This window comes from Parageobacillus sp. VR-IP, assembly GCF_013357975.1.
GTDB classification, from domain to species: domain Bacteria; phylum Bacillota; class Bacilli; order Bacillales; family Anoxybacillaceae; genus Saccharococcus; species Saccharococcus caldoxylosilyticus.
Window position 1 is genome coordinate 556,419 of record NZ_JABVYQ010000001.1, and the last position, 25,266, is coordinate 581,684.

Genomic DNA, 25,266 nt, shown 5'->3' on the forward strand with positions numbered 1-25,266 from the left:
AAGGGATGGATGAGATGGAAAGATGGTTTAACGTCGGCAAAATTGTCAACACGCATGGAATCCGTGGCGAAGTGCGCGTCATTTCACGGACCGATTTTCCAGAACAACGCTATAAAAAAGGCAATACGCTTTATATTTTTACCGAACAATCTGAAAAGCCGATCGCAGTGACGGTCAAAAGCCACCGCGTTCATAAATCGTTTGATTTACTTTCTTTTGAAGGATATGACAACATCAATCTTGTCGAGAAGTTTAAAGGGGCAATGTTGAAAGTACCGGAAAGCCAACTTGGCGAGTTGAATGAGGGAGAGTATTATTTTCACGAAATCATTGGCTGTACGGTTGTGACAGAAGAAGGCGAAGTAGTTGGCACGGTGAAAGAAATTTTAACTCCGGGAGCCAACGATGTATGGGTCGTAAAGCGAAACGACGGCAAAGAAGTGCTGATTCCGTATATTGAAGATGTCGTAAAAGCGGTGGATGTAGACAAGAAAACGATTACGATCCGCCCGATGGAAGGGCTGCTGGAATGATGAGAATCGATATATTAACGTTATTTCCAAATATGTTTACAGGCGTGTTGAATGAGTCGATTTTGAAAAAGGCGCAAGAAAAGAAAGCTGTTTCCATCCATGTTGTCAATTTTCGCGACTTCGCTGACAATAAACATAAAACAGTCGACGATTACCCGTACGGCGGCGGGGCCGGAATGGTGTTGAAACCGCAGCCGATTTTTGACGCTGTCCATCATGTCACAAAAGATTCCCCGCATCCACGCATTATTTTGCTTTGCCCGCAAGGAGAGCGCTACACGCAAAAAAAAGCGGAAGAGCTTGCAAAAGAGGAGCACTTAGTGCTCATTTGCGGTCATTATGAAGGCTATGATGAACGGATTCGCGAATATTTAGTGACAGATGAAATTTCCATTGGAGACTACGTGCTAACGGGCGGGGAACTGGGAGCAATGGTCATTGTCGATAGCGTGGTCCGGCTTCTCCCAGGTGTGCTTGGCAATGCGTCTTCCCCAGTACATGATTCGTTCAGTTCGGGACTTTTGGAATATCCGCAGTATACGCGTCCTGCCGATTTTCGTGGCATGAAAGTTCCTGATGTACTTTTGTCGGGCAATCATCGCTTGATCGAGGAATGGCGGGAGCAGCAGTCGTTAAAGCGCACGTTTTTGCGCCGCCCTGATTTACTGGAAAACTACCCGTTAACGGAAAAACAAAAGCGATGGCTTGAACAGTGGAAAAAAGAGAAACGGTAACTATTGCGCACGATGCAAGTTTATGTTAGTATATTTTTTGTGTGACTTAAGCAGTTCGCTTAAGGCAGGAAAACGATGTTCCGCTGCAATGATGGATAAGCATTGTCATGAACATCTGTTGGAAGGAGTGGAAAATGATGCATCATTTAATCCAAGAAATCACGAAAGAGCAATTGCGGACAGATTTGCCAGACTTCCGTCCTGGTGATACGGTGCGCGTTCACGTGAAAGTTGTTGAAGGAAACCGTGAACGTATCCAAGTATTTGAAGGAGTAGTGATTAAACGCCGCGGTGCTGGCATCAGCGAAACATTTACGGTCCGCAAAGTGTCTTACGGGGTTGGCGTAGAACGCACGTTCCCAGTGCATACGCCGAAAATCGCGAAGTTAGAAGTTGTTCGTCGCGGTAAAGTACGCCGTGCGAAATTGTACTACTTGCGGCAACTTCGCGGTAAAGCAGCACGCATTAAAGAAACGGTTCAATAATGGATGCAGTGGGTTAGTCTTCGTTACGGAAAAGGAGCTTGATGGCAAGCTCCTTTTTTCACATATGTATCATATGTCATAATACATATTAAAAACAAAAAAACGTTTAGGTGGGAGAAAAAGATGGAACAGAAAAAAAGTGAACTGCGGGAATGGATGAAGGCAATCGTGGTTGCCGTGTTGCTGGCGGGAGGCATTCGCTATTTTATTTTTGCTCCGATTATTGTTGACGGCCAGTCGATGATGCCGACCCTTCACGATCACGACCGTATGATTGTCAATAAGCTCTCTTATAAAATTGGTACACCTCACCGTTTTGACATTATTGTTTTTCATGCCGAAGAGGGAAAAGACTATATTAAGCGGGTCATCGGCTTGCCGGGCGACCATATTGAATACAAAAATGATACGTTATATGTAAACGGCAAGCCGTACGAGGAACCGTACCTGGAAGAATATAAAAAGCAAGTGATGGATGGCCCGTTGACTGAACCGTTTACTTTAGAAGAAATTACCGGCCGGAAAACTGTACCGGAAGGCTATCTGTTTGTGATGGGGGATAACCGCCGTTTTAGCAAAGATAGCCGTCATATCGGGTTTATTCCAATGGAAAAAGTTGTCGGCAAGGCCAGCATCATCTATTGGCCGCTGTCTGACGCACGGATTGTGAAATAACGCGATAAATGGGTGATGCACATGACGATTCAATGGTTTCCCGGCCATATGGCCAAAGCGAAACGAGAAGTGCAAGAAAAATTAAAATTAATCGATATCGTGTTCGAATTGCTCGATGCCCGCATTCCGCTGTCATCGAGAAATCCGATGATTCATGAAATTCTTGGCAACAAGCCGCGCATCGTTTTACTAAATAAGGCGGATATGGCCGATGAGACGGTGACAGAGCAATGGATTGCCTATTTCGAACGGCAGCAGTTGCGTGCGCTGGCGATCGATGCGCAAACAGGCACGGGAATTAGGCAAATTGTATCGGCAGCAAAGGAAATGTTGAAAGACAAGTTTGCGAAAATGGCGGCAAAAGGAATCAAAAACCCGCGGCCGATGCGTGCGCTGATCGTCGGTATACCCAATGTGGGGAAATCAACGCTTATCAATCGGCTTGCCGGCAAAAATATCGCGAAAACAGGCGATAAGCCGGGAGTGACAAAAGCGCAGCAATGGATTAAAGTCGGCAAGGAGATGGAGCTTTTAGATACGCCGGGAATTTTATGGCCAAAATTTGAAGATGAGGAAGTCGGATTGAAGCTGGCTACGACGGGTGCGATTAAAGATACAATTTTAAATTTGCAGGATGTGGCGGTATACGCGCTAAACTTTTTGAAGGAACATTATCCGGAGCGGTTGAAAGAACGGTATTCGCTCGACGACATTCCTGAGGAAATTGTGGCCTTGTTCGACGCGATCGGCAAGCGGCGCGGTTGTCTTGTAAGCGGCGGGACGGTTGATTACGACAAGGTAGCGGAAATTGTGCTTCATGACATTCGCACCGAAAAACTAGGAAGAATTAGCTTTGAATCTCCAGCTACATGAAAGCCCGCTTGACCCGGGCTTTATTTTTTATGTAGTAATGCCGATATAAATGATAGAAAAAGGAGAGAGGGCAAGCAGCATGGAACAATATACGGTCAAAGAGATACAGGCATTGTTGCAGCAAATTGATGACGAACATGACCCGCTGCTTGAAGCGATCATGCAAGATGAGCGGAAAAGCGTGCAGCAGCTGGTGGCGCGCTGGCGGAAACAAAAAAAACAGGAAGAACAAGCAAAAAGGCAGTGGGAAGAAATGACCCGCTATGAAAGGCAATTGCATGAGAAAGGAATCGAGTGGATTGCCGGCATTGATGAAGCGGGGCGGGGCCCGCTTGCCGGCCCGGTCGTGGCGGCGGCGGTCATTTTGCCAAAAGACGCCTATATTCCCGGCTTAAATGATTCAAAAAAGCTTTCAGCAGCAAAGCGGGAAACCCTGTTTCATACGATTCAATCATGCGCTGTTTCGATCGGCATCGGCGTGGTCACTGCGGCAGAAATCGATGAAATCAACATTTATGAAGCGACAAAAAAAGCAATGGTCAAGGCGGTGCAGCAGCTTTCTCCGCAACCGCACTATTTATTCATTGATGCGATGGCACTTCCGATCCCGACGCCGCAGCAAAGCATTATTAAAGGCGATGCCAACAGTGTTTCGATCGCTGCTGCCTCCATTATTGCCAAAGTGACGCGCGACCACTTTATGAAGCAGCTGGCAAAGCGCTATCCGCAATACGGATTTGATAAAAATATGGGGTATGGCACGCGACAGCATTTGGAAGCCATTCGTACGTACGGCGCCATTGAGGAGCATCGCCGCTCTTTCTCGCCGGTAAAAGAGATGCTTGAAGAGACGAACAAATAAAGCGGGGGAGCAAGAAAAATGATGGAGCGCATCGACAAAGCTTTTTCCGTTTCTCCTGCCCCTGATGCCACCTATCACCGTTTTCGCCACGGACAGGTGATTGTCGGAAAAATTGAAAGCATACAAGAAGAAACGCAGAAAGGAAAAACAGCGCTTGTACGCGTCGGCGAGCAGCTCGTTACCGCACGCCTGCAAACGTCGTTACAAGCTGGGAATTCTTATTTGTTTGAGGTAAGACATGAAAATGGCGAAATTTATTGGAAGCCGATCGCCAAACAGCCGAAGCACCATCTGACGTCTTCCATCCAAAACGATGAAGCGGCGCAATATTTGCTGCAAAAATGGAAGTTGCCAAAAGATTTATATCCGCTATTACGTTTTGCGTTGGCGGAAAAAATACCGATTACGAAAGAAGAACTGTTTTATATCGCTTCGTTAGTAGAGAAGGTCGAACATAAAAAAGAGGGACTGTCTGTTTTGGGATATATGTTGGCCCGGCGTCTCCCAATGACAAAAGATATTTTCTTTTCGCTGCTTGCGGTGAAAACGAATCCACCGCTTTTTTATCAGCTGCAACACGTTGAAAGCCGCCTCGCTTCGCTGCCGCCGCATCAGCCGGAGCCGGTCGAGGCGCTGCGCCGCTACATTCAACAAATGTTCCACACGCCGGCTCACGCCTATGAAAGCCTTGTCAAATTGCTGCAATCCCTACAGCAGCCGGAGCCAAACGCGGCGCAGCAACTGTTGAACAGGCTGGGGGTGTCCGTGCCGGAAATTGCCGCAGATAAGCTGGCCAAACTGCAAGCAGCAATGGAAAAAAGAGATTTCCCGCAAGTCAAGCAGCAGTTGCAGCTATTATTCTCTCCATTTGATGAACAAACGTTTCTAGAACGCTTTCAAACCGTTTTCGCTTCCTATCGGGCCGGTTTGCTTCCGGATGAGCAGCAGCGGCTTTTTTCTGCGGTGTTGGCTGACGCAGATATTGCGTTATCAATGTTTCATCTGCTAAAACAATTGTTGCCAAAGCTTGGGGTTGGTGATGAAGCGAAGATCCGCCGCGCATTAAAAACAAACACTTTCCATGAAGCGGAGTTTTCATCGTTAAAAACGCTCCTTTTGCAAGCGTTGGAAGATGTGAATGATCCGGCATTAAAAGAAAGGCTGCAAACACTTCTGCACCATATTAATGGCCAACAGCTGCTATCGGACATTGAAGGACCCATCCGGCATCTATTTGTGCAAATTCCGTTTCAGCTCGGCCGGCGGCACACGGATGCAACGATTTATTGGCAAGGAAAAAGACAAAATGATGGAAAAATCGACCCCGATTACTGCCATATTGTGTTTTGCGTATTTCTTGATCACTTAAAAGAAACCGTTGTCGACGTGCGCGTTCAGCAGCGGATCGTTCATATTTCCGTTTTCAATCCTGCCCCGCGCTTGCCCGAGCTGGCAAACACCTTGCAGCCGATGCTGAAAGAGCGGCTTGCCGCGCATGGCTATACGCTGTCGGCTTTGAAAGTGGAAGCGGTGGCAGCAAAAAAAACGCCTATGCCTATCGATGCAGCGTTTGACAAGCGCTATAGCGAGGTGGATTACCGCATATGAAAAACGAAAAAAAGCAGGCGGTAGCTCTTTCCTATGACGCGAACGTGCAGGAGGCGCCGATCGTAGTGGCGAAAGGAAAAGGATACGTAGCGGAAGCAATCATTGCCGCGGCCAGACAGCACGGCATTCCGATCCAGGAAGATCCGTCCCTTGTCCAATTATTAAGCGAATTGGAAGTAAATGAAATGATTCCCGAAGATTTATATGCCCTTGTTGCCGAATTGTTTGCCTTTATTTATCGTCTAGACCGGCAGGCAAAAATGGAATAAACCTGCTTCCAGCAAGGGATTGGGAGATTTTACTGTTTTTAAATTTTGCAATTTTGTGTCGAAATGGTGGACAATATGGAAAGTGTCATTATAAAATGAAAGCGCTAGAATTTTTTTAGTTTATACATAGGAGGTTGGCGCATGAATATTCATGAATATCAAGCAAAAGAAATCCTCAGAAGCTACGGCGTTAGCGTGCCAAACGGCCGCGTAGCGTTCACTGTTGAGGAAGCGGTAGAAGCGGCAAAAGAATTAGGGACTCCTGTCTGCGTCGTTAAAGCGCAAATTCATGCCGGCGGACGCGGAAAAGCCGGAGGGGTAAAAGTAGCGAAAAGCTTGGATGAAGTTCGTACATATGCGAACGAACTGTTGGGAAAAGTGCTTGTCACCCATCAAACAGGTCCGGAAGGGAAAGAAGTAAAACGCTTGCTCATTGAAGAAGGGTGCGACATTAAAAAAGAATATTACATCGGCTTAGTCGTCGACCGCGCAACTTCCCGCGTTGTTTTAATGGGTTCGGAAGAAGGCGGGACCGAAATCGAAGAAGTAGCGGCGAAAACGCCGGAGAAAATTTTTAAAGAATATATCGACCCGGCCGTAGGATTGCAAGCGTTTCAAGCGCGTCGTTTAGCGTTCAACATCAATATTCCAAAAGAACTTGTCAATCAGGCGGTCAAATTTATGATGGGGCTTTACCAAGTGTTTGTTGACAAAGACTGCTCGATCGCCGAAATCAACCCGCTTGTTGTCACCGGCGACGGCAAAGTAATGGCGTTGGATGCCAAACTGAACTTTGATTCGAACGCACTGTACCGCCATAAAGACATTTTAGAATACCGCGACTTAGATGAAGAAGATCCGAAAGAAGTCGAAGCGTCGAAATATGATTTAAACTATATCGCGCTTGACGGCAATATCGGCTGCATGGTCAACGGCGCCGGCTTGGCGATGGCGACGATGGACATTATCAAATATTACGGCGGCGAGCCAGCCAACTTCTTGGATGTCGGCGGCGGCGCGACCGCGGAAAAAGTAACGGAAGCGTTTAAAATTATTCTTTCTGACCCAAACGTCAAAGGCATTTTCGTCAATATTTTTGGCGGTATCATGAAATGCGACGTGATCGCCAGCGGCATTGTTGAAGCAACGAAACAAGTCGGTCTCAATCTTCCGCTTGTCGTCCGTCTCGAAGGAACGAACGTCGAACTGGGGAAAAAGATTTTGCGAGAATCGGGTCTAAACATTACCGCTGCTGAATCGATGGCAGACGGCGCGCAAAAAATTGTCGAGCTAGTACGTTAAGAAAGTGAGGGAGAAACGTGAGTATTTTTGTTAACAAAGACACAAAAGTCATCGTTCAGGGGATTACAGGTTCGTCAGGGTTATTCCATACGAAACAAATGCTCGAGTACGGAACAAAAATTGTAGGCGGCACTTCACCTGGCAAAGGCGGAACGGAAATTGAAGGCGTTCCTGTATTTAACACCGTTGAAGAAGCGGTAAAGGCCACAGGAGCAAACGCGTCTATTATTTATGTTCCAGCCCCATTTGCCGCTGACGCGATTATGGAAGCGGTCGATGCGGAATTAGACCTTGTCGTTTGTATTACCGAAGGCATTCCGGTCTTGGATATGGTAAAAGTAAAACGGTATATGGAAGGCAAAAAAACGCGCCTCATCGGTCCTAACTGCCCGGGCGTCATCACGCCGGAAGAATGCAAAATCGGCATCATGCCTGGCTACATTCATAAAAAAGGCCACGTCGGCATCGTTTCCCGCTCTGGTACGCTAACGTACGAAGCAGTTCATCAATTGACACAAGCCGGCATCGGCCAATCGACAGCAGTCGGCATCGGCGGCGACCCGGTCAACGGCACGAACTTTATCGACGTGTTAAAAGCGTTTAACGAAGATGAAGAAACATATGCCGTCATCATGATTGGCGAAATCGGCGGTACGGCAGAAGAAGAAGCGGCAGAATGGGTAAAAGCGAACATGACTAAACCGGTCGTTGGCTTTATCGGCGGTCAAACAGCGCCTCCAGGAAAACGGATGGGCCATGCCGGTGCGATCATTTCCGGCGGTAAAGGAACAGCGGCGGAAAAAATTAAGAAAATGAACGAATGCGGCATTAAAGTGGCAGAAACGCCGGCCGTCATCGGTGAAACGCTAATTTCCGTCTTAAAAGAACGCGGACTTTACGAAAAATGCAAAACCCATTAATAAATATTCATCGTCCCGCATCGCTTTTCATGCGGGACGATATTTTATATAAAATATTGATAGAAAGGAGAATAAGATGTACGATTCTGTTCGCGAACGGCTCATTCACCTGCATCATTGCCGCGGAGCGGGATGGAAAACGATACGCCGTTTATTTGACATGGATCCAACCTTTTCCTCCCTCTTCACCTTATCCCCTGATGTTTTACAAACATACCTGTCTTTATCCCCGCAGCAGAGCACCGTCTTTTTCCAAGATTTATATTCCCCTCAGATTGAAAGTATGATAAAAACATATAGGGACAAAAATATTCACATCATCACTATTTTTGACTTAGACTATCCTCCTTTGTTAAAACATATATACGAGCCACCATGGGTGCTGTATGCAAAAGGAAATACGAAGCTTTTGTCTAATTTAAAAATGATTAGCATCGTTGGCACAAGGCGGCCGACAAAAGAGGGGGCCGAATCGCTGCGCCAATTAGTTCCGCCGCTGGCGGCTGATGGCTGGGTCATTGTCAGCGGCCTGGCCGTAGGAATCGATACGATGGCCCATGAAATGGCGGTCGAAAGCGGCGGAAAGACGATCGCTGTAATTGGCGGAGGATTGGATCATATATATCCGCGGCAAAATGAAAAACTAGCAAAACAATTAATGGAGGAACATCTCGTTTTAGCGGAGCATCCTCCGCATATTCGGCCGCAAAAATGGCATTTTCCATCACGCAACCGGATTATTAGCGGACTATCGCTTGGAACGGTTGTTGTCCAAGCGAAAGCGAGAAGCGGCTCGTTAATCACCGCTCTCTTTGCCCTGGAGCAAGGGAGAGAGGTCTTTGCCGTGCCCGGACCGATTTTTTTAGAGCAAGCGAAAGGACCGAATATGCTCATCCAGCAAGGAGCAAAATTAGTTCAGTGTGCGGCCGATATAGCGGCGGAATTCCCTTACCTTTGAGACAAATCAACAACAATTTTTTTCATATCACGTTTGACAAATGTCATAAGAATCATTAATAATAATGAAGATTTAAATTTACCTCTTAGGGGAGGAAGTTGGATGTCAGATTACCTTGTCATCGTGGAATCGCCAGCGAAAGCGAAGACGATTGAGCGATATCTAGGCAAAAAATATAAAGTAAAAGCTTCCATGGGACATGTTCGAGATTTGCCAAAAAGCCAAATGGGCGTTGATATAAATAACGGCTATGAGCCAAAATACATTACGATTCGCGGAAAAGGCCAGATTATTAAAGAATTAAAAACAGCGGCAAAAAAAGCGAAAAAAGTGTTTCTCGCCGCCGACCCGGATCGCGAAGGGGAAGCGATCGCCTGGCATTTAGCGAACATGCTTGATCTTGACATACATTCCGATTGCCGCGTTGTCTTTCATGAAATTACAAAGGATGCCATTAAAGAGTCGTTTCAGCATCCGCGTGCGATCAATATGAATCTTGTTGACGCGCAGCAGGCGCGGCGCGTTTTAGATCGCCTTGTCGGGTACAACATCAGCCCGCTGCTTTGGAAAAAAGTCAAGAAAGGATTAAGCGCGGGACGCGTTCAGTCTGTTGCCTTGCGCCTCATTATCGACCGCGAAAAAGAAATTAAACAGTTTCAGCCGGAAGAATATTGGACGATTCAAGCGGAGTTTGTGAAAGGAAACGAAACATTTACCGCTTCTTTTTACGGTGTCGACGGGGAAAAGATGGACTTAAAAAAGGAAGCGGACGTTTCTTCTGTGCTCGAGCGAATAAATGGCAATGATTTCACCGTCAAGACGGTAACGAAAAAGGAGAGAAAGCGAAATCCTGTGCCGCCGTTTACTACCTCCTCCTTGCAGCAAGAAGCAGCGCGCAAATTGAATTTTCGGGCGAAGAAAACGATGATGATCGCCCAGCAGCTGTATGAGGGAATTGACCTCGGCAGCGAGGGAACGGTCGGGTTAATTACGTACATGCGCACGGACTCAACAAGAATTTCCGAAAGCGCCCAGCAAGAAGCAATAACGTATATTGAATCGGTATTTGGCAAGGAATTTGTCACACAAGAAAAACGAAAAGAAAAGAAAAGTGCGAATGCGCAGGACGCTCATGAAGCGATCCGTCCGACATCTGCGTTTCGCGATCCGGAAAAGGTAAAACCGTATTTAACGCGTGACCAGTTTCGGCTGTATAAGCTGATTTGGGAACGTTTTATCGCCAGCCAAATGGCTGCTGCCGTATTGGATACGATGAGCGTCGAGCTCGAAAATGAGGGGGTCGTCTTTCGCGCCAGCGGCTCCAAAGTCAAATTTCCGGGGTTTATGAAAGTGTACGTAGAAGGAACGGACGATCAGACGGAAGAACAAGACCGGTTTCTTCCCGATTTACAGGAAGGGGAGAAGGTGGTCGGCAAAAAGATTGAACCGAAGCAGCATTTTACTCAGCCGCCTCCTCGTTATACGGAAGCGCGGCTTGTCAAGACGCTAGAGGAACTTGGTATCGGCCGGCCGTCTACGTATGCGCCGACGCTTGATACGATTCAAAAGCGAAACTACGTCGTGCTAGAAAATAAGCGCTTTGTTCCGACCGAACTCGGAGAAATCGTGCTGGAGCTTATTTTAGAGTTTTTCCCGGAAATTATTGATGTCGAGTTTACGGCAAAAATGGAGAAAAATTTGGATGAAATTGAAGAAGGAAAAGTAGAATGGGTCAAAGTGGTCGACGAATTTTACCGCGAATTTGAAAAACGGCTGCAAATCGCGGAAAAAGAAATGAAAGAAGTCGAGATTAAAGACGAGCCGGCGGGAATCGACTGCGAAGTGTGCGGAAGCCCAATGGTATATAAAATGGGACGTTTCGGCAAGTTTGTCGCCTGCTCGAATTTTCCGGAATGTCGCAATACAAAGCCAATTGTTAAGGAAATCGGCGTCAAATGTCCGAAATGCCACGAAGGTAATATTGTCGAACGCAGCAGCAAGAAAAAGCGGATTTTTTACGGCTGCGACCGCTTTCCGCAATGCGACTTCGTTTCATGGGATAAGCCGCTCGCCCGTCCTTGTCCGAAGTGCGGCGGACTATTGGTGGAAAAGAAACTGAAAAAAGGCGTGCAAGTGCAATGCACGGCATGTGACTACGAGGAAGAACCGCAATCGTAAGCGAATAAGGAGGAATATGACGTGAACGAAAAAACAGTAAATGTGGTAGGTGCAGGGCTGGCCGGCAGCGAAGCGGCATGGCAGCTTGCCAACCGGGGCGTCCATGTTCGTCTTTATGAAATGCGGCCGGTGAAACAAACGCCTGCCCATCATACCGATAAATTTGCCGAATTAGTTTGCAGCAACTCATTGCGTGCGAATTCGTTGACGAATGCGGTCGGCGTACTGAAGGAAGAAATGCGCCGCCTGAACTCCGTCATTATCCAGGCGGCGGATGCCTGCGCCGTCCCGGCGGGAAGCGCTTTGGCCGTCGACCGTCACGAGTTTGCCGAACGCGTCACCAATCTTGTGCAAGGCCATCCCAACGTAACGGTTATTCGCGAAGAAGTGACCGACATTCCAAACGGCCCGACGATTATCGCCACCGGACCGTTAACATCGCAAGCATTATCGGAGCGGCTTAAAGAGCTGACAGGCGAAGAGTATTTGTACTTTTACGATGCCGCTGCTCCAATTATTGAAAAAGACAGCATTAATATGGAAAAAGTGTATGTGAAATCACGCTATGATAAAGGGGAAGCGGCCTACATCAACTGCCCGATGACAGAGGAAGAGTTCAACCGCTTTTACGAAGCGCTTATTTCGGCGGAAACAGTGCCGCTAAAAGAATTTGAAAAGGAAATTTATTTTGAAGGATGCATGCCGATTGAAGTGATGGCGCGGCGCGGAAAACAGACGCTTCTTTTTGGACCGATGAAACCGGTCGGCTTAGAAGACCCGCGGACTGGAAAACGGCCATACGCGGTTGTTCAGCTGCGTCAGGATAATGCGGCGGGCACACTGTATAATATCGTCGGTTTCCAAACCCACTTGAAATGGGGGCCGCAAAAAGAAGTAATCCGCCTGATTCCGGGGCTGGAAAATGCGGAAATTGTCCGCTACGGCGTGATGCACCGCAATACATTTATCAACTCTCCAAAATTATTACGGCCGACGTACCAGTATAAGGGACGCGATGATTTATTTTTCGCCGGGCAAATGACCGGTGTGGAAGGATATGTCGAATCGGCGGCATCCGGACTTGTCGCCGGCATCAATGCGGCGCGGCTTGTATTGGGGCAAGAGCTTGTCGTCTTTCCACCGGAAACAGCCATCGGCAGCATGGCCCATTATATTACGTCGGCAGATCCAAAGCATTTTCAGCCGATGAATGCCAATTTCGGCTTATTTGCCCCGCTTGGGGAAAAGATCAAAGATAAACAGCGGCGCAACGAACGTTACGCACAGCGTGCATTGGACACAATTCAGAATTTTATAAAAAATGATTGCAAGGGCTACTAATATATGTTACTATTTAGTAGCCCTTGTGAGGTGTGGAAAATGGAAAATTCGAAAATTGCGTTACAATTGTTCATAGAATATTTACAAATCGAAAAAAATTATTCACAATATACTATTGTGTGTTACCGACAAGATATCGAACAGTTTTTCGAATTTATGAATGAGCAGGGGATTCAGCACTTACATGAAGTAACATATAGCGATGTTCGTCTTTATTTAACAAAACTCTACGGCCAAAAGCAGTCAAGCCGCTCCATTTCACGGAAAATGTCCAGTCTGCGCAGTTTTTATAAGTTTTTGCTGCGGGAGCGGAAAGTGAAGGAAAATCCGTTCGCACTTGCAGCGCTGCCGAAAAAAGAACAAAAAATTCCTAATTTTTTATACCCGCAGGAATTAGAATGCCTTTTTCATGTCAATGATGTAAATACGGCAATCGGGCAGCGCAACCAAGCGTTGCTCGAGCTTCTTTACGCAACCGGCGTCCGTATTAGTGAATGTTGTCACATTCAGCTTTCCGACATCGATTTTTCTGTTTCAACGATTTTAATTCATGGTAAAGGCAGTAAACAACGCTATGTTCCGTTCGGCCGTTTTGCGAAAGAGGCGTTAGAACGCTACATCCGTCAGGGGCGGCGAGAGCTTCTTGAAAACGCGAAAACCGAGCATGCGTATTTGTTTGTCAACGCCCGCGGCAATCCGTTAACACCTCGGGGGGCACGTTATATTTTGGATGAAATCGTCAAAAAGGCGGCGCTTACACAGCATATTAGCCCGCACGTATTAAGGCACACGTTTGCGACTCATTTATTAAATGAAGGAGCGGATATGCGCACCGTCCAGGAATTGCTCGGACATGCGCACCTTTCATCGACGCAAGTGTATACCCATGTCACGAAAGACAGACTCCGACACATTTATTTACATACGCATCCGCGGGCATAACTTTGCCGCCGGCAAGGAGGGAAAGGGAATGGAACAGTTTCACGCGACGACGATTTTTGCGATCCGCCATAATGGAAAAGCGGCGATGGCAGGGGACGGCCAGGTTACATTTGGAAACGCGGTGGTCATGAAACATACGGCAAAAAAAGTGCGCCGGTTATTTCAAGGAAGAGTGTTGGCCGGATTTGCTGGTTCTGTAGCCGACGCCTTTACATTGTTTGAAATGTTCGAAGGAAAGCTGGAAGAGTTTAATGGCAACCTGCCGCGCGCTGCTGTGGAGCTGGCGAAAGAATGGCGCAGCGATAAAGTGTTGCGCCGCCTGGAAGCGATGCTGATTGTCATGGATGATCGCCATTTGCTGCTCATATCGGGAACGGGCGAAGTTATCGAGCCGGATGATGACATTCTAGCGATCGGCTCCGGCGGAAACTATGCACTGGCGGCAGGGCGGGCGTTGAAGCAATACGCGGGAGAACAATTGTCGGCAAAAGAGATTGCCAAAGCGGCCCTAGAAATAGCGGCCAATATTTGTGTGTATACGAACGAGCACATTATTGTGGAGGAATTGTAAAACGGGAGGAGGGACAGCGATGTCGGAAACACTTACACCTCGGCAAATCGTCGAGAAGCTCGATCAATTCATCGTCGGGCAAAAAGAAGCGAAAAAAGCGGTGGCGATTGCGTTAAGAAACCGATACCGCCGCAGTTTGCTTGACGAAAAATTGCGCGATGAGGTAGTCCCGAAAAACATTTTGATGATCGGTCCGACAGGGGTCGGCAAAACGGAAATTGCGAGACGGCTGGCAAAGCTGGTCGGGGCGCCGTTTGTGAAAGTGGAAGCAACGAAGTTTACCGAAGTCGGATATGTCGGCCGAGACGTCGAATCGATGGTGCGCGATCTTGTCGAAACCTCCGTGCGGCTTGTGAAAGAGCAGAAAATGAACGAAGTGAAAGATCGAGCCGAACAACAGGCCAATAAGCGGCTTGTCGAACTGTTAGTGCCAGGGAGACAAAAGCAAACGATCAAAAACCCTCTTGAATTATTATTTGGCGGCGGGCAATCGTATCAGCAAGAGACGAATCACGGACACGAAGACGAGCATATTGAACAAAAGCGGAAACAGGTCGCCTGGCAGCTTGCCAACGGTCAGTTAGAGGATGAAATGGTGACTATCGAAGTGGAGGAGCAGCAGCCGATGCTGTTTGATTTCCTGCAGGGAGCAGGAATCGAGCAAATGGGAATGAACATGCAGGATGCGCTTAGCAGCCTTATTCCAAAGCGCCGCAAAAAAAGAAGACTAAAAGTGAGCGAGGCGCGCAAAGTGTTGACGAATGAGGAAGCGCAAAAGCTCATTGATATGGACGAAGTCACGCAAGAGGCAGTGCGCCTCGCCGAACAATCCGGCATCATTTTCATCGACGAAATCGATAAAATTGCCCGCAGCGGGCCATCGACGTCTTCCGCCGATGTGTCAAGGGAAGGAGTTCAGCGCGATATTTTGCCGATCGTCGAAGGTTCAACAGTCATGACCAAATACGGCCCGGTAAAGACCGATCATATTTTGTTTATCGCTGCCGGGGCGTTTCATATGGCGAAACCGTCCGATTTAATCCCCGAGCTGCAGGGGCGTTTCCCGATTCGTGTCGAGTTAACGAAACTTTCGGTGGACGATTTCGTAAGAATATTGGTAGAGCCTCATAACGCGCTGATTAAACAATATAAGGCGCTTTTGGCAACAGAAGGTATAAATCTTGAATTTTCTGACGATGCTATTCGTAAGATAGCCGAAGTTGCCTTTGAAGTGAATCAGACGACCGATAATATCGGGGCGAGACGCCTACACACGATCATGGAAAAACTGCTCGAAGATTTATTGTTTGAAGCTCCGGATATTACGCTAGACAAAGTGGTGATTACACCGCAGTATGTCGAGCAAAAATTAGGAAACATTGTCAAAAACAAAGATTTAAGCGAATTTATTTTGTAACAAATGTAACAAAAAAATAAGGAGGAGAATCAATCAATGAATTTATTAGAAAAGACAAGAAAAATTAACGCAATGCTGCAAAAAGCAGCTGGAAGACCAGTAAACTTTAAAGAAATGGCGGAAACGCTCTGCGAAGTCATCGAAGCAAACGTATTCGTCGTCAGCCGCCGCGGCAAGCTGCTTGGCTTTGCCATCAAACAATCGATTGAAAATGAACGAATGAAAAGAATGCTCGAAGAGCGTCAATTCCCGGAAGAATATACGAAAAACTTATTTAACATTACGGAAACATCCCCTAATATCGATATTAATAGCGAATATACCGCATTTCCAGTGGAAAATCGTGACTTATTTAAAACGGGATTGACGACGATCGTGCCGATCAACGGCGGCGGCGAACGCCTTGGAACGCTTATTTTATCGCGGTTAGATCGCGAATTTAACGATGACGACCTTATTTTGGCGGAGTACGGTGCAACGGTTGTTGGAATGGAAATTTTAAGGGAAAAAGCGGAAGAAATTGAAGAAGAAGCGCGCAGCAAAGCAGTTGTGCAAATGGCGATCAGCTCCTTATCCTATAGCGAGCTAGAAGCGATTGAGCATATTTTTGAAGAATTAGAAGGTACGGAAGGGCTGCTTGTCGCAAGTAAAATTGCCGACCGCGTCGGCATCACCCGCTCGGTCATCGTCAACGCCCTCCGCAAACTAGAAAGCGCCGGCGTTATTGAATCACGTTCGCTTGGCATGAAAGGAACCTATATTAAAGTCTTAAATGATAAATTTTTGACGGAATTAGAAAAACTAAAATCCAGCTGATAGCAAAAAGGGTCTAAAGGCGGTATATGCCTTTAGACCCTTTTTATTTCTGAGTTATAATGATTAAAAAACAAATTTCGACAATCCCCCTATTATTGTGATGAAAAATAGTACAATATTCCTTCTATACAATATTTTTTCACTCTCGTAAAATGAATAATAGCATATATTGTCGAAAAACTAGGATAAAAGAGGGGATACCTTTGTCATTGTTTTCGCACACAATCAAGATGTTAGAACAAGGGCTCGATTATGCGGCATTACGGGAAAAAGTGATTGCGAACAATATTGCCAATGCAGACACACCGAATTATAAAGCGAAAGACGTTCAGTTTAAGGCGGAACTAGTTCGTGCGATGCATTCGCTGGAGGCAAAACGGACGAATCCAAAACATTTGCCGTTTTCCCATTCAATGAATGAGAAATTTGTCGTAGCGACAAAAGGAAATTTAGTTTACAATCATAATGGAAACGATGTCGACATTGATCGTGAAATGTCAAATTTAGCAGAAAATCAAATTTATTACAATGCGCTAATCGAACGGCTGAGCGGAAATTTGACAACGTTAAAAACCGTCATTAGGGGTGGAAAATAATCCATGTCTATTTTCCAAAGTTTAAATATTACCGCCTCGGCGCTAGCGGCCCAGCGGCTGCGCATGGATGTGATTTCTTCCAATATGGCTAACATAGATACGACGCGGGCGCGTCTCATCAATGGGAAGTGGGAGCCATATCGCCGCAAACTAGTGGTGATGGAACCGCGTCAGGAAGATTTTAATACATATTTGCAAGCAGCAATGAATCGCTCGGGATCGGTAGGAAATGGGGTAAAGGTAACAAAAATTATAGAGGATTCGACTCCTTTTAAACTTACTTACGACCCTTCCCATCCGGATGCAGAACCCGACGGCTATGTCCGTCTGCCTAATGTCGACCCGCTGAAAGAAATGGTCGATTTGATCGGTGCAACAAGGTCCTATGAAGCGAACGTCACCGTTTTTAATGCCTCGAAGGGAATGTTAATGAAGGCGTTAGAGATTGGCAAATCATCATAAAGGGGATAGACAAGATGATACAAGGAATCGGAGGCGCGTTGTTTTCGCATGCAGCGAATGCTGCTAAGCAGACAAGGCCGATAGAGGCGCAAAAACAGTTTTCCGCCTTTTTAAAAGAAGCGCTCCATGAAGTCAATAAGGAGCAAGTGCAGGCGGACCGGCTGACCGAAAAGTTAGTGAGAGGCGAAAATGTCGATTTGCACCAAGTGATGATCGCTTCGCAAAAAGCAAGTATTTCCTTGCAGCTTGCATTAGAAATCCGCAATAAAGTGGTTGAAGCATATCAAGAAATGATGCGGATGCAAATATAGCGAATCGATTGTGACATAACCGGGGGAATAATATGAGCAATAAATTAAAGGAATGGACCAATCGCTTTACTTTATTTTGGAAAGAGAGAACAAAAAAACAAAAATGGATGGCTGTTTCCGGCCTTATTCTTTTCATCGCGGCTGTCGGCGCCGTCGTCTTTTTCACGACGAGAACCGAGTTTGTGCCGTTATACAGCAATTTAACCCCGCAGGAGGCGGGACAAATTAAAGCGACGCTGGACCAGCGCGGCGTTAAATCGCAAGTGACTAATAACGGTACGACGATCGAAGTGCCAAAAGAGCAGGCCGACTCGCTAAAAGTAGAATTAGCGGCAGAAGGAATACCAAACAGCGGCGTCATTGATTATTCTTTTTTCGGAAAGAATGCCAGCTTTGGCATGACGGATAACGAATTTAACATGGTTAAGCTGAAAGCGATGCAAAATGAGCTCGCCAATTTAATAAAAAGCATTGACGGCGTTGAAGATGCGAAAGTAATGATTAATCTTCCGCAGCCGAGCGTGTTTGTTTCCGATGATAAAGGGGAAGCGTCCGCTTCGATTGTATTGAAAACAAAACCGGGATACCGGTTTAGCGATCAGCAAATTAAAGCATTGTACCATCTTGTTGCCAAAAGCGTCCCTAATCTTCCTACAGATAATATCGTCATTATGAATCAGTTTTTTGAGTACTTCGACTTAAAAAATGATGAAAAATTTTCGACAGGTACAACATTTGCCGCCCAGCAAGAAATAAAAAAACAAATTGAACGCGATATCCAGCGGCAAGTTCAGCAAATGTTAGGAACGATGATGGGACAGGATAAGGTCGTCGTATCGGTAACGGCGGATGTCGACTTTACCCAGGAAAAGCGGGAAGAAGACCTTGTCGCCCCTGTCGATGAAAAAAATAATGAAGGCATTGCCGTAAGCGTGCAGCGCATTAAAGAAACGTATTCCGGCAATGGTACCCGTCCTGGCGGCATCGCCGGCACAGGCCAAAACGAGGTGCCGAGCTATCAGGCCGGTACAGGCGAAACAAACGGCGATTATGAACGGACGGAAGAGACGATCAACAACGAAGTGAATAAAATTAAAAAACATATTGTCGAAAGTCCCTATAAAATTCGCGATCTAGGCATTCAGGTGATGGTAGAGCCGCCTGACCCGAAAAATCCAAATTCGCTGCCGCTGCAGACGATCAATGACATTCAAAAAATATTAGGAACGGTTGTCAGAACCTCTATTGATAAAGGGTACGGACAAACATTAACCGATCAAGATATTAATAACCGTGTTGTTGTTTCGGTACAAAAATTCAATGGAAAACCGACGTTTACCGAACCAAAACAGACGATTCCGATGTGGGTCTATATTACTGGTGGCGCAGCGCTTGTTCTGCTTATTGTTCTGGCCGTTTTATTGTGGCGCCAGCGCCGGGAAGAAGAGGAAGAAGAAACGTTCGAGCAGCCGGTTGTGCAGCAAATTCCGGACATTCATGAAGAGCATGAGACAGAAGCAACGATGCGTCGCAAACAGTTAGAACGGCTGGCTAAAGAAAAGCCGGATGAATTTGCAAAGCTGCTAAGAGCGTGGTTATCGGAAGAGTAGGAGGAACGGCAGATGGCAAAGCGTGACAAAAAAGGGGGGCTGACGGGCAGACAAAAGGCAGCGATTCTGCTCATTTCCCTTGGCCCCGATGTTTCCGCCTCCGTTTATAAACATTTATCGGAAGAAGAAATTGAGAAGCTGACGTTAGAAATCTCTAATGTTCGTCAAGTAGCAGCGGATGAGAAAGAAGAAGTGCTAGAGGAGTTTCATCAAATTGTACTGGCACAGGATTATATTGCCCAAGGTGGAATCGCTTATGCGAAAGAAGTGTTAGAAAAAGCGCTCGGTCCGGAGAAAGCGATGAACATCATCAACCGGCTCACATCCGCTTTGACGGTGCGACCGTTCGATTTTGCGCGCAAAGCCGACCCGATGCAAATTTTAAATTTTATTCAAGACGAACACCCGCAAACCATTGCACTTATTCTTTCATATCTGGAACCTACACAGGCCGGGCAGATTTTGTCCGCCTTGCCGCAAGAAATGCAGGCTGACGTGGCGCGGCGCATCGCCTTAATGGATAGCACTTCGCCGGACATTATTAACGAAGTGGAGCAAATTTTAGAGCGAAGGCTATCGACAACCGTAGTGCAGGACTATACGCAGGCAGGCGGCATCGAAGCAGTCGTTGAAGTATTGAATCAAGTCGACCGCAGCACGGAGCGTACGATTCTCGATGCTCTGGAAATTCAAGATCCGAAACTGGCCGAAGAAATTAAAAAGCGGATGTTTGTCTTCGAAGATATTGTCACTCTTGATAATCGCGCGATCCAGCGCGTCATTCGCGAAGTGGACAACAATGATTTAATGTTGGCGCTGAAAGTAGCGAGTGACGAAGTAAAAGAAGTTGTGTTCCGCAATATGTCGACGCGCATGGCCGAAACGTTTAAGGAGGAAATGCAGTATATGGGTCCTGTCCGTCTGCGAGATGTCGAAGAAGCTCAGTCGCGGATTGTCGCTGTAATCCGCCGCCTCGAAGAAGCAGGAGAGATTGTCATTGCCCGCGGAGGAGGGGATGATATCATTGTCTAACGTCATTAAGGCGCTGTCACTGCAAAACCGAATGGGCAAAAAAACGATTGAAATTAAGCACATTTTCCATGAACCACCGCATGAAACGGCAGAACCGCCAGAAGACCACGAAGCGGTCATGGAGCAAGCGAAACGGGAAGCAGTGCAAATCAGGCAGGAAGCAGAGCAATATTATGAAACAATGCGTCAGCAAGTGCTGAAAGAAAAAGAGGAGTGGCGCATTGAAAAGGAGCAGCTTGTCCAATTAGCGCGGAAGGAAGGATATCACGACGGATTCGAAAAAGGCTGTCAAGAAGCACTGCAGAACTATGACGAGCTGATCGCAAAAGCCCGTCATATTACCGAATTGGCGAATGTGCAATTTTATGAACAAATCAACGCATCGGCAGAAACGATTCTCCGTATTGGCATGAAAGTGGCGGAGCGCATTATCGGTGAGGTGTTAGAAAAAGATCCTAATTATTTTTTATCGCTTGTAAAACGGGTGCTCAAAGAAGTCCGCGAGCAAACGGAAGTGACGATTTACGTCCATCCGTTTTCTTATGAAATAGTGGCAAGGCAAAAGGAAGAGTTAAAATCGTTATTTCCACATGAAGTCGATTTATTTATCCATCCAGACGATGAGCTTCAAGAGTATGGCTGTCTTGTCGAAACGCCGTTCGGGCGCATCGATGCAAGTGTCGATACACAGCTTGCGCAAATAAAAGAGAAGCTGTTCGAGCGGATAAAGGAAGGGATGTCCACTGAACTGGCAAGCTCTCCTTGATGAGATTGACAAGCTTGATTCGTATAAACGGTTTGGTAAAGTGTCGCGCGTCATTGGCTTAATGATTGAAGCAAAAGGACCGGAAAGTTCGGTTGGCGATCTCTGCTATATTCATGTCGGCGGTGGCAGACAAAAACAAAAGATCGCGGCCGAAGTGGTCGGGTTTAAAGAGCAGCATGTATTGCTCATGCCGTTTTCGACCATTCAGCATATTTCACCGGGGTGTATGGTAGAAGCAACAGGAAAGCCGCTGCAGGTATATGTGGGCCCTTCGTTAATTGGTCAAGTGCTTGACCCGCTTGGGCTTCCTCTTGACGGCAGCCCATTGCCGCAGGGATTGCAGCCGATTTCCATCGAGCGCAATCCACCCAATCCGCTTACAAGGCCGCCGATCACGGAACCGATTGAAGTTGGAGTGCGTCTCATTGATAGTTTGCTTGCCGTCGGCAAAGGGCAGCGCGTTGGCATTTTTGCCGGTTCTGGCGTCGGCAAAAGCACGCTGATGGGAATGATCGCCCGCCATACGAACGCCGATATCAATGTGATCGCGTTAATTGGCGAACGCGGGCGTGAAGTGCGTGAATTTCTTGAACGCGATCTTGGCCCGGAAGGATTGGCGCGCTCGATTGTCGTTGTCGCCACCTCTGATCAGCCTGCGCTGATGCGCGTAAAAGGAGCGTATACCGCTACCGCAATCGCCGAATATTTCCGCGACCAAGGAATGGATGTCATGTTTATGATGGACTCGGTGACGCGCGTGGCGATGGCACAGAGGGAAATCGGGCTGGCGATCGGCGAACCGCCGACAACAAAAGGCTATACGCCGTCCGTATTTGCGGTTTTGCCAAAACTATTGGAGCGCACAGGGACAAACGCGTACGGCACGATCACCGCCTTTTATACGGTGCTTGTCGACGGTGATGATATGAATGAACCGATAGCCGATACGGTCCGCGGCATTTTAGACGGTCATTTCGTCCTTGAGCGCAACTTAGCCAATAAAGGGCAGTACCCGGCGATTAACGTATTAAAAAGCGTAAGCCGCGTGATGAACCATATTGTTGCTCCGGAGCACCGGCAAGCGGCAGATAAACTGCGCCAGCTCCTGTCCACTTATATAGATTCGGAGGACTTAATCAATATAGGGGCGTACAAGCGCGGATCTTCAAAAGAAATTGATGAGGCGATTCGGTTTTATCCGAAAATCATGTCGTTTTGCAAACAAGATGTGCATGAAAAAATGACGAGGGATGAAAGCATTCAAATGCTGCTTCATCTCGTGCAAACAGGGTGAAGAACATGGGATATGCGTTTAAGCTGCAAAAAGTGCTGGCGATCAAAGAAAACGAAAAAAATTTGGCGATGAGGGAATACGACGAAGCAGTACGGCGCTTTGAGGAAGCGGCGGAAAAATTATATGAGCTGCTGAAACAAAAAGAGGAACACGAAGAAATACATAAGCAAAAACTGCAATTAGGGCTGTCCGTTCAAGACATCCGCCATTTTCAACAGTATATTGCCAGTCTAGAGCGAACGATTCATCATTATCAAGTTTTAGTGATGCAGGCTAGAGAACAAATGCAGCGCAAACAAATAAAACTGACCGAGCTTAATATGGAAGTAAAAAAGTACGAAAAAATGAAAGAAAAATATATACAGGCCGTTCAGCATGCGGAAAAGATGGCAGAAATCAAATGGATGGACGAAATTTCTGTTCAACGCTTTACATATCGGGGAGATTAAGAAGATGAAAAGAAACCAGGAAATAGAGAAAGAGAGCAGACTGCAATGGTTTTTATTCATCGTTGTCATCCCGGCATTGTTTGCGATCACATTAGCGGTTGTCATCATGGCGATTGCCGGTGTAAATGTGATGGACGCGGTAAAGACATACAGCAACAACATCCCGATCATCTCGCAATATATTGATGTGCAAAAGACGCAAAAGAAATTAGGAGCGACGATTGAGAAGCAAAACGAAATGATTGCCCAACAAAAGAAACGAATCCGCAGCCTGGAAAATAAATTGTCGGCGAAACAGCAAGAAGTGGATCAATTGAAACAAGAGCTGGAATATTTACAGCAACAACAGGCAAAGCCATTTGAGGAAGAGGCAGCGGCCGAGGGCGAAACAGTCACAATGGAAGACGTTGTAAATATATATAGCACCATGTCAGAGAAAAACGCTGCATCAATTTTGGCTACGATGTCGGAAAGCGACGTGCTCACGATTTTGTCAGCATTAGACAGCGACAAAGCGGCGGCAATTTTAGAAAAAATGCCGCTTGATCAGGCAGCCAAATATACGTCTATGCTGACAAGACGCGCGGAAGAAAATCAACTAGCAGAGGGGGCGGCCCGGTGAAAATTGCAGCGAACCTTCCACCATTAGGACAATCCATGACAGGATCAGCGGAAAAATCCGCTGCAAAACTGGCGGAAAAAAAAGGGGAATGGAGCCTGTTTCAGCAGCTGCTTGCCACAGTCAAAGCGGATGCAAAAGATAAAGTGGAAAATGCAGCTCTGTCAGAAAAACGTTCTCCATCGGCTGAAGGTGAAAAAGGTGCAGTCCGCCAAAGCGGGATGGAAGAATGGGCGGTATATCTTCTTTTTCTGCTTAACGGCATGACAGGAGACGAGAAAGCGACCCCTTTGCCGTCTTTTCCCGGCGATGCCCATCATCTTATCAGAAATAAAGAAATGATTGCGTCACTCATTCGGCAAATCAATAACGGCAAGGATCAAAACAAGCTAATGGAACAAATCCACAGCATGACAGCAGATGAACGGATAAAAGATTTGGTCCAGCCATTATTGCAAAACGGCATCATGTCAGAAAGCACAGGAGCGAAAGATGGACAAGCAGTTTGGCAAGAATGGCTGAAAAAATTTTTGGCGCAGGAAAAGAAAGGGGAAGGAGCTTCCTATAACGGCAGAAAACTAGAAAGATCGCTGTTCCAGCATCCATTTTCCTTTTCGTCTCATTTCAATAGAGATATTTCTTCTTCAATAACGGCTGTGCGCAATGTAGAAAGGCAGGACTTTACACCGCTGTTTCCGATGTTGCCGCCGAATGGAACGATGGGAACGTCGAAGGACAACATTCCGGTAATTACAGTGGAGCAAACACTGCCGGAACAAAAGGCAAGCGAACCGTTTCTCCAGCGACTGGCGAATGTGCTTCAGTCAGGCCGCTTTACCCGCTTTCAAAATGGAAATGCGCAGCTAGTCATTCACCTTCATCCGGAGCATTTAGGAACATTGACGGTAAAGATGGTGCGGGAACAAGGAGCATTGACCGCCAAGCTTATCGTATCGACCGATTCCGCCAAAGCGCTGCTGAACGCCAATTTGCCGCAGCTCTATCAAATATTGGACACCCAGCATATAACGGTCGAGAAATGGAACGTATGGACGGAACACCACTATACCCCTAGATTTTATCAAGGAGGGCAGGAACAAGGACAAAAACAACAACAGCAGCGAAAAGAAGAGAAACTGAAAAGACAGCCGCTTTCCCATTTCACTGTGGAAATGTTGGATGCGGAAGCATAGGAGGGGAGAAAGATGGAGACAAATGGCATTGATGCCAGCTTGCTGCTAGATAGCTATAAGCCTCCCGAACGAAAGACGGGAAATCAAATATTAGGAAAAGATGATTTTTTAAAAATATTGCTTGCCCAATTGCAAAACCAAGATCCGCTAAACCCGATGGAAGATAAAGACTTTATTGCGCAAATGGCGACGTTTTCGTCGCTTGAACAAATGATCAATATTTCAAGCATGTTCGAACGGTTTATGCAGACGCAAAATAATCAAGCGCTGCTTCGCTACAGTGAATGGATTGGCAAAAATGTATATTGGCAAGAAGATGGAAACATGAAAAGCGGGATCGTGAAATCGGTGTCGCAAAAAGATAGTCAAATTTTTCTAGAGTTGGATAATGGCGCAACAGTCGAAGCAAGCCTTGTCGTGAAAGTAGAATCTAAATAAATGAAAGGGAGA

At 46.6% G+C, this 25,266-nt stretch carries 28 protein-coding genes; all 28 read left to right on the top strand.

Annotated features, from left to right (window positions below):
• Nucleotides 1-14: 14 nt before the first annotated feature.
• The 28 genes from rimM to flgD all read left to right on the top strand — a co-directional run bounded on the left by rimM (nt 15) and on the right by flgD (nt 25,254).
• Nucleotides 15-533 (top strand): ribosome maturation factor RimM, encoded by a 519-nt coding sequence (gene rimM / locus HT574_RS02965; RefSeq protein WP_017437109.1) that lies wholly within the window; start codon nt 15-17, stop codon nt 531-533.
• Nucleotides 533-1,267, top strand: a complete 735-nt coding sequence (gene trmD, locus HT574_RS02970) for a tRNA (guanosine(37)-N1)-methyltransferase TrmD (RefSeq protein WP_026078627.1) — start codon at nt 533-535, stop codon at nt 1,265-1,267. The genes rimM and trmD overlap by 1 nt, the downstream gene beginning before the upstream one ends.
• A gap of 137 nt (nt 1,268-1,404) precedes the next feature.
• Complete coding sequence (gene rplS / locus HT574_RS02975; RefSeq protein ID WP_017437107.1) at nt 1,405-1,752, top strand: 50S ribosomal protein L19; 348 nt, start codon at nt 1,405-1,407, stop codon at nt 1,750-1,752.
• A 123-nt stretch (nt 1,753-1,875) separates the two neighbouring features.
• Entirely contained in the window at nt 1,876-2,427 is a 552-nt protein-coding gene (lepB, locus tag HT574_RS02980; protein WP_175243402.1) for a signal peptidase I, read from the top strand.
• A gap of 15 nt (nt 2,428-2,442) precedes the next feature.
• Nucleotides 2,443-3,300, top strand: a complete 858-nt coding sequence (gene ylqF / locus HT574_RS02985) for a ribosome biogenesis GTPase YlqF (RefSeq protein WP_375154080.1) — start codon at nt 2,443-2,445, stop codon at nt 3,298-3,300.
• Between the two features lie 79 nt (nt 3,301-3,379).
• Nucleotides 3,380-4,162, top strand: a complete 783-nt coding sequence (locus HT574_RS02990) for a ribonuclease HII (RefSeq protein ID WP_175243404.1) — start codon at nt 3,380-3,382, stop codon at nt 4,160-4,162.
• Nucleotides 4,163-4,180: 18 nt separating this feature from the next.
• Nucleotides 4,181-5,770 carry a hypothetical protein gene (locus HT574_RS02995; RefSeq protein ID WP_175243405.1) on the top strand — a complete coding sequence of 530 codons (1,590 nt, stop codon included), beginning with the start codon at nt 4,181-4,183 and terminating at the stop codon, nt 5,768-5,770.
• Nucleotides 5,767-6,039: an EscU/YscU/HrcU family type III secretion system export apparatus switch protein gene (locus HT574_RS03000; RefSeq protein ID WP_175243406.1), complete on the top strand. Its 273-nt coding sequence runs from the start codon at nt 5,767-5,769 to the stop codon at nt 6,037-6,039. The genes HT574_RS02995 and HT574_RS03000 overlap by 4 nt, the downstream gene beginning before the upstream one ends.
• A 141-nt stretch (nt 6,040-6,180) precedes the next feature.
• Nucleotides 6,181-7,341 carry an ADP-forming succinate--CoA ligase subunit beta gene (sucC, locus tag HT574_RS03005; protein ID WP_017437101.1) on the top strand — a complete coding sequence of 387 codons (1,161 nt, stop codon included), beginning with the start codon at nt 6,181-6,183 and terminating at the stop codon, nt 7,339-7,341.
• A gap of 17 nt (nt 7,342-7,358) precedes the next feature.
• Nucleotides 7,359-8,261: a succinate--CoA ligase subunit alpha gene (gene sucD, locus HT574_RS03010; protein ID WP_017437100.1), complete on the top strand. Its 903-nt coding sequence runs from the start codon at nt 7,359-7,361 to the stop codon at nt 8,259-8,261.
• A 76-nt stretch (nt 8,262-8,337) separates the two neighbouring features.
• Nucleotides 8,338-9,219: a DNA-processing protein DprA gene (gene dprA / locus HT574_RS03015; RefSeq protein ID WP_175243407.1), complete on the top strand. Its 882-nt coding sequence runs from the start codon at nt 8,338-8,340 to the stop codon at nt 9,217-9,219.
• Nucleotides 9,220-9,321: 102 nt separating this feature from the next.
• Nucleotides 9,322-11,397 carry a type I DNA topoisomerase gene (topA, locus tag HT574_RS03020; RefSeq protein WP_017437098.1) on the top strand — a complete coding sequence of 692 codons (2,076 nt, stop codon included), beginning with the start codon at nt 9,322-9,324 and terminating at the stop codon, nt 11,395-11,397.
• A 21-nt stretch (nt 11,398-11,418) separates the two neighbouring features.
• Nucleotides 11,419-12,738 (top strand): FADH(2)-oxidizing methylenetetrahydrofolate--tRNA-(uracil(54)-C(5))-methyltransferase TrmFO, encoded by a 1,320-nt coding sequence (gene trmFO / locus HT574_RS03025; protein ID WP_017437097.1) that lies wholly within the window; start codon nt 11,419-11,421, stop codon nt 12,736-12,738.
• A 39-nt stretch (nt 12,739-12,777) separates the two neighbouring features.
• Nucleotides 12,778-13,680, top strand: coding sequence for a tyrosine recombinase XerC (xerC, locus tag HT574_RS03030; protein WP_017437096.1), 903 nt, complete (start codon nt 12,778-12,780; stop codon nt 13,678-13,680).
• Between the two features lie 28 nt (nt 13,681-13,708).
• Nucleotides 13,709-14,251 carry an ATP-dependent protease subunit HslV gene (gene hslV, locus HT574_RS03035; protein WP_175243408.1) on the top strand — a complete coding sequence of 181 codons (543 nt, stop codon included), beginning with the start codon at nt 13,709-13,711 and terminating at the stop codon, nt 14,249-14,251.
• A gap of 19 nt (nt 14,252-14,270) precedes the next feature.
• Nucleotides 14,271-15,668 (top strand): ATP-dependent protease ATPase subunit HslU, encoded by a 1,398-nt coding sequence (gene hslU / locus HT574_RS03040; RefSeq protein WP_175243409.1) that lies wholly within the window; start codon nt 14,271-14,273, stop codon nt 15,666-15,668.
• 36 nt (nt 15,669-15,704) lie between these two features.
• Complete coding sequence (gene codY, locus HT574_RS03045; RefSeq protein ID WP_017437093.1) at nt 15,705-16,484, top strand: GTP-sensing pleiotropic transcriptional regulator CodY; 780 nt, start codon at nt 15,705-15,707, stop codon at nt 16,482-16,484.
• A gap of 203 nt (nt 16,485-16,687) precedes the next feature.
• A complete protein-coding gene (flgB, locus tag HT574_RS03050; RefSeq protein WP_175243410.1) occupies nt 16,688-17,080 on the top strand; it encodes a flagellar basal body rod protein FlgB in 393 nt (130 codons plus the stop codon).
• Between the two features lie 3 nt (nt 17,081-17,083).
• Complete coding sequence (gene flgC / locus HT574_RS03055; RefSeq protein WP_175243411.1) at nt 17,084-17,542, top strand: flagellar basal body rod protein FlgC; 459 nt, start codon at nt 17,084-17,086, stop codon at nt 17,540-17,542.
• A gap of 14 nt (nt 17,543-17,556) precedes the next feature.
• Entirely contained in the window at nt 17,557-17,853 is a 297-nt protein-coding gene (gene fliE / locus HT574_RS03060; RefSeq protein ID WP_175243412.1) for a flagellar hook-basal body complex protein FliE, read from the top strand.
• A 32-nt stretch (nt 17,854-17,885) separates the two neighbouring features.
• A complete protein-coding gene (fliF, locus tag HT574_RS03065) occupies nt 17,886-19,463 on the top strand; it encodes a flagellar basal-body MS-ring/collar protein FliF (protein WP_175243413.1) in 1,578 nt (525 codons plus the stop codon).
• A gap of 12 nt (nt 19,464-19,475) precedes the next feature.
• On the top strand, nt 19,476-20,495 hold the full coding sequence (gene fliG, locus HT574_RS03070; protein WP_175243414.1) for a flagellar motor switch protein FliG: 1,020 nt from the start codon (nt 19,476-19,478) through the stop codon (nt 20,493-20,495).
• Nucleotides 20,479-21,261 (top strand): flagellar assembly protein FliH, encoded by a 783-nt coding sequence (fliH, locus tag HT574_RS03075; protein ID WP_175243415.1) that lies wholly within the window; start codon nt 20,479-20,481, stop codon nt 21,259-21,261. The genes fliG and fliH overlap by 17 nt, the downstream gene beginning before the upstream one ends.
• On the top strand, nt 21,239-22,555 hold the full coding sequence (gene fliI, locus HT574_RS03080; RefSeq protein ID WP_175243777.1) for a flagellar protein export ATPase FliI: 1,317 nt from the start codon (nt 21,239-21,241) through the stop codon (nt 22,553-22,555). Before fliH ends, fliI begins: the two co-directional genes overlap by 23 nt.
• Nucleotides 22,556-22,560: 5 nt before the next feature.
• Nucleotides 22,561-23,004, top strand: a complete 444-nt coding sequence (gene fliJ, locus HT574_RS03085) for a flagellar export protein FliJ (protein WP_175243416.1) — start codon at nt 22,561-22,563, stop codon at nt 23,002-23,004.
• 4 nt (nt 23,005-23,008) lie between these two features.
• Nucleotides 23,009-23,626: a MotE family protein gene (locus HT574_RS03090; RefSeq protein WP_175243417.1), complete on the top strand. Its 618-nt coding sequence runs from the start codon at nt 23,009-23,011 to the stop codon at nt 23,624-23,626.
• A complete protein-coding gene (locus HT574_RS20315; RefSeq protein WP_175243418.1) occupies nt 23,623-24,816 on the top strand; it encodes a flagellar hook-length control protein FliK in 1,194 nt (397 codons plus the stop codon). Before HT574_RS03090 ends, HT574_RS20315 begins: the two co-directional genes overlap by 4 nt.
• 12 nt (nt 24,817-24,828) lie before the next feature.
• Nucleotides 24,829-25,254 (top strand): flagellar hook assembly protein FlgD, encoded by a 426-nt coding sequence (flgD, locus tag HT574_RS03100; RefSeq protein ID WP_175243419.1) that lies wholly within the window; start codon nt 24,829-24,831, stop codon nt 25,252-25,254.
• Nucleotides 25,255-25,266: the final 12 nt, after the last annotated feature.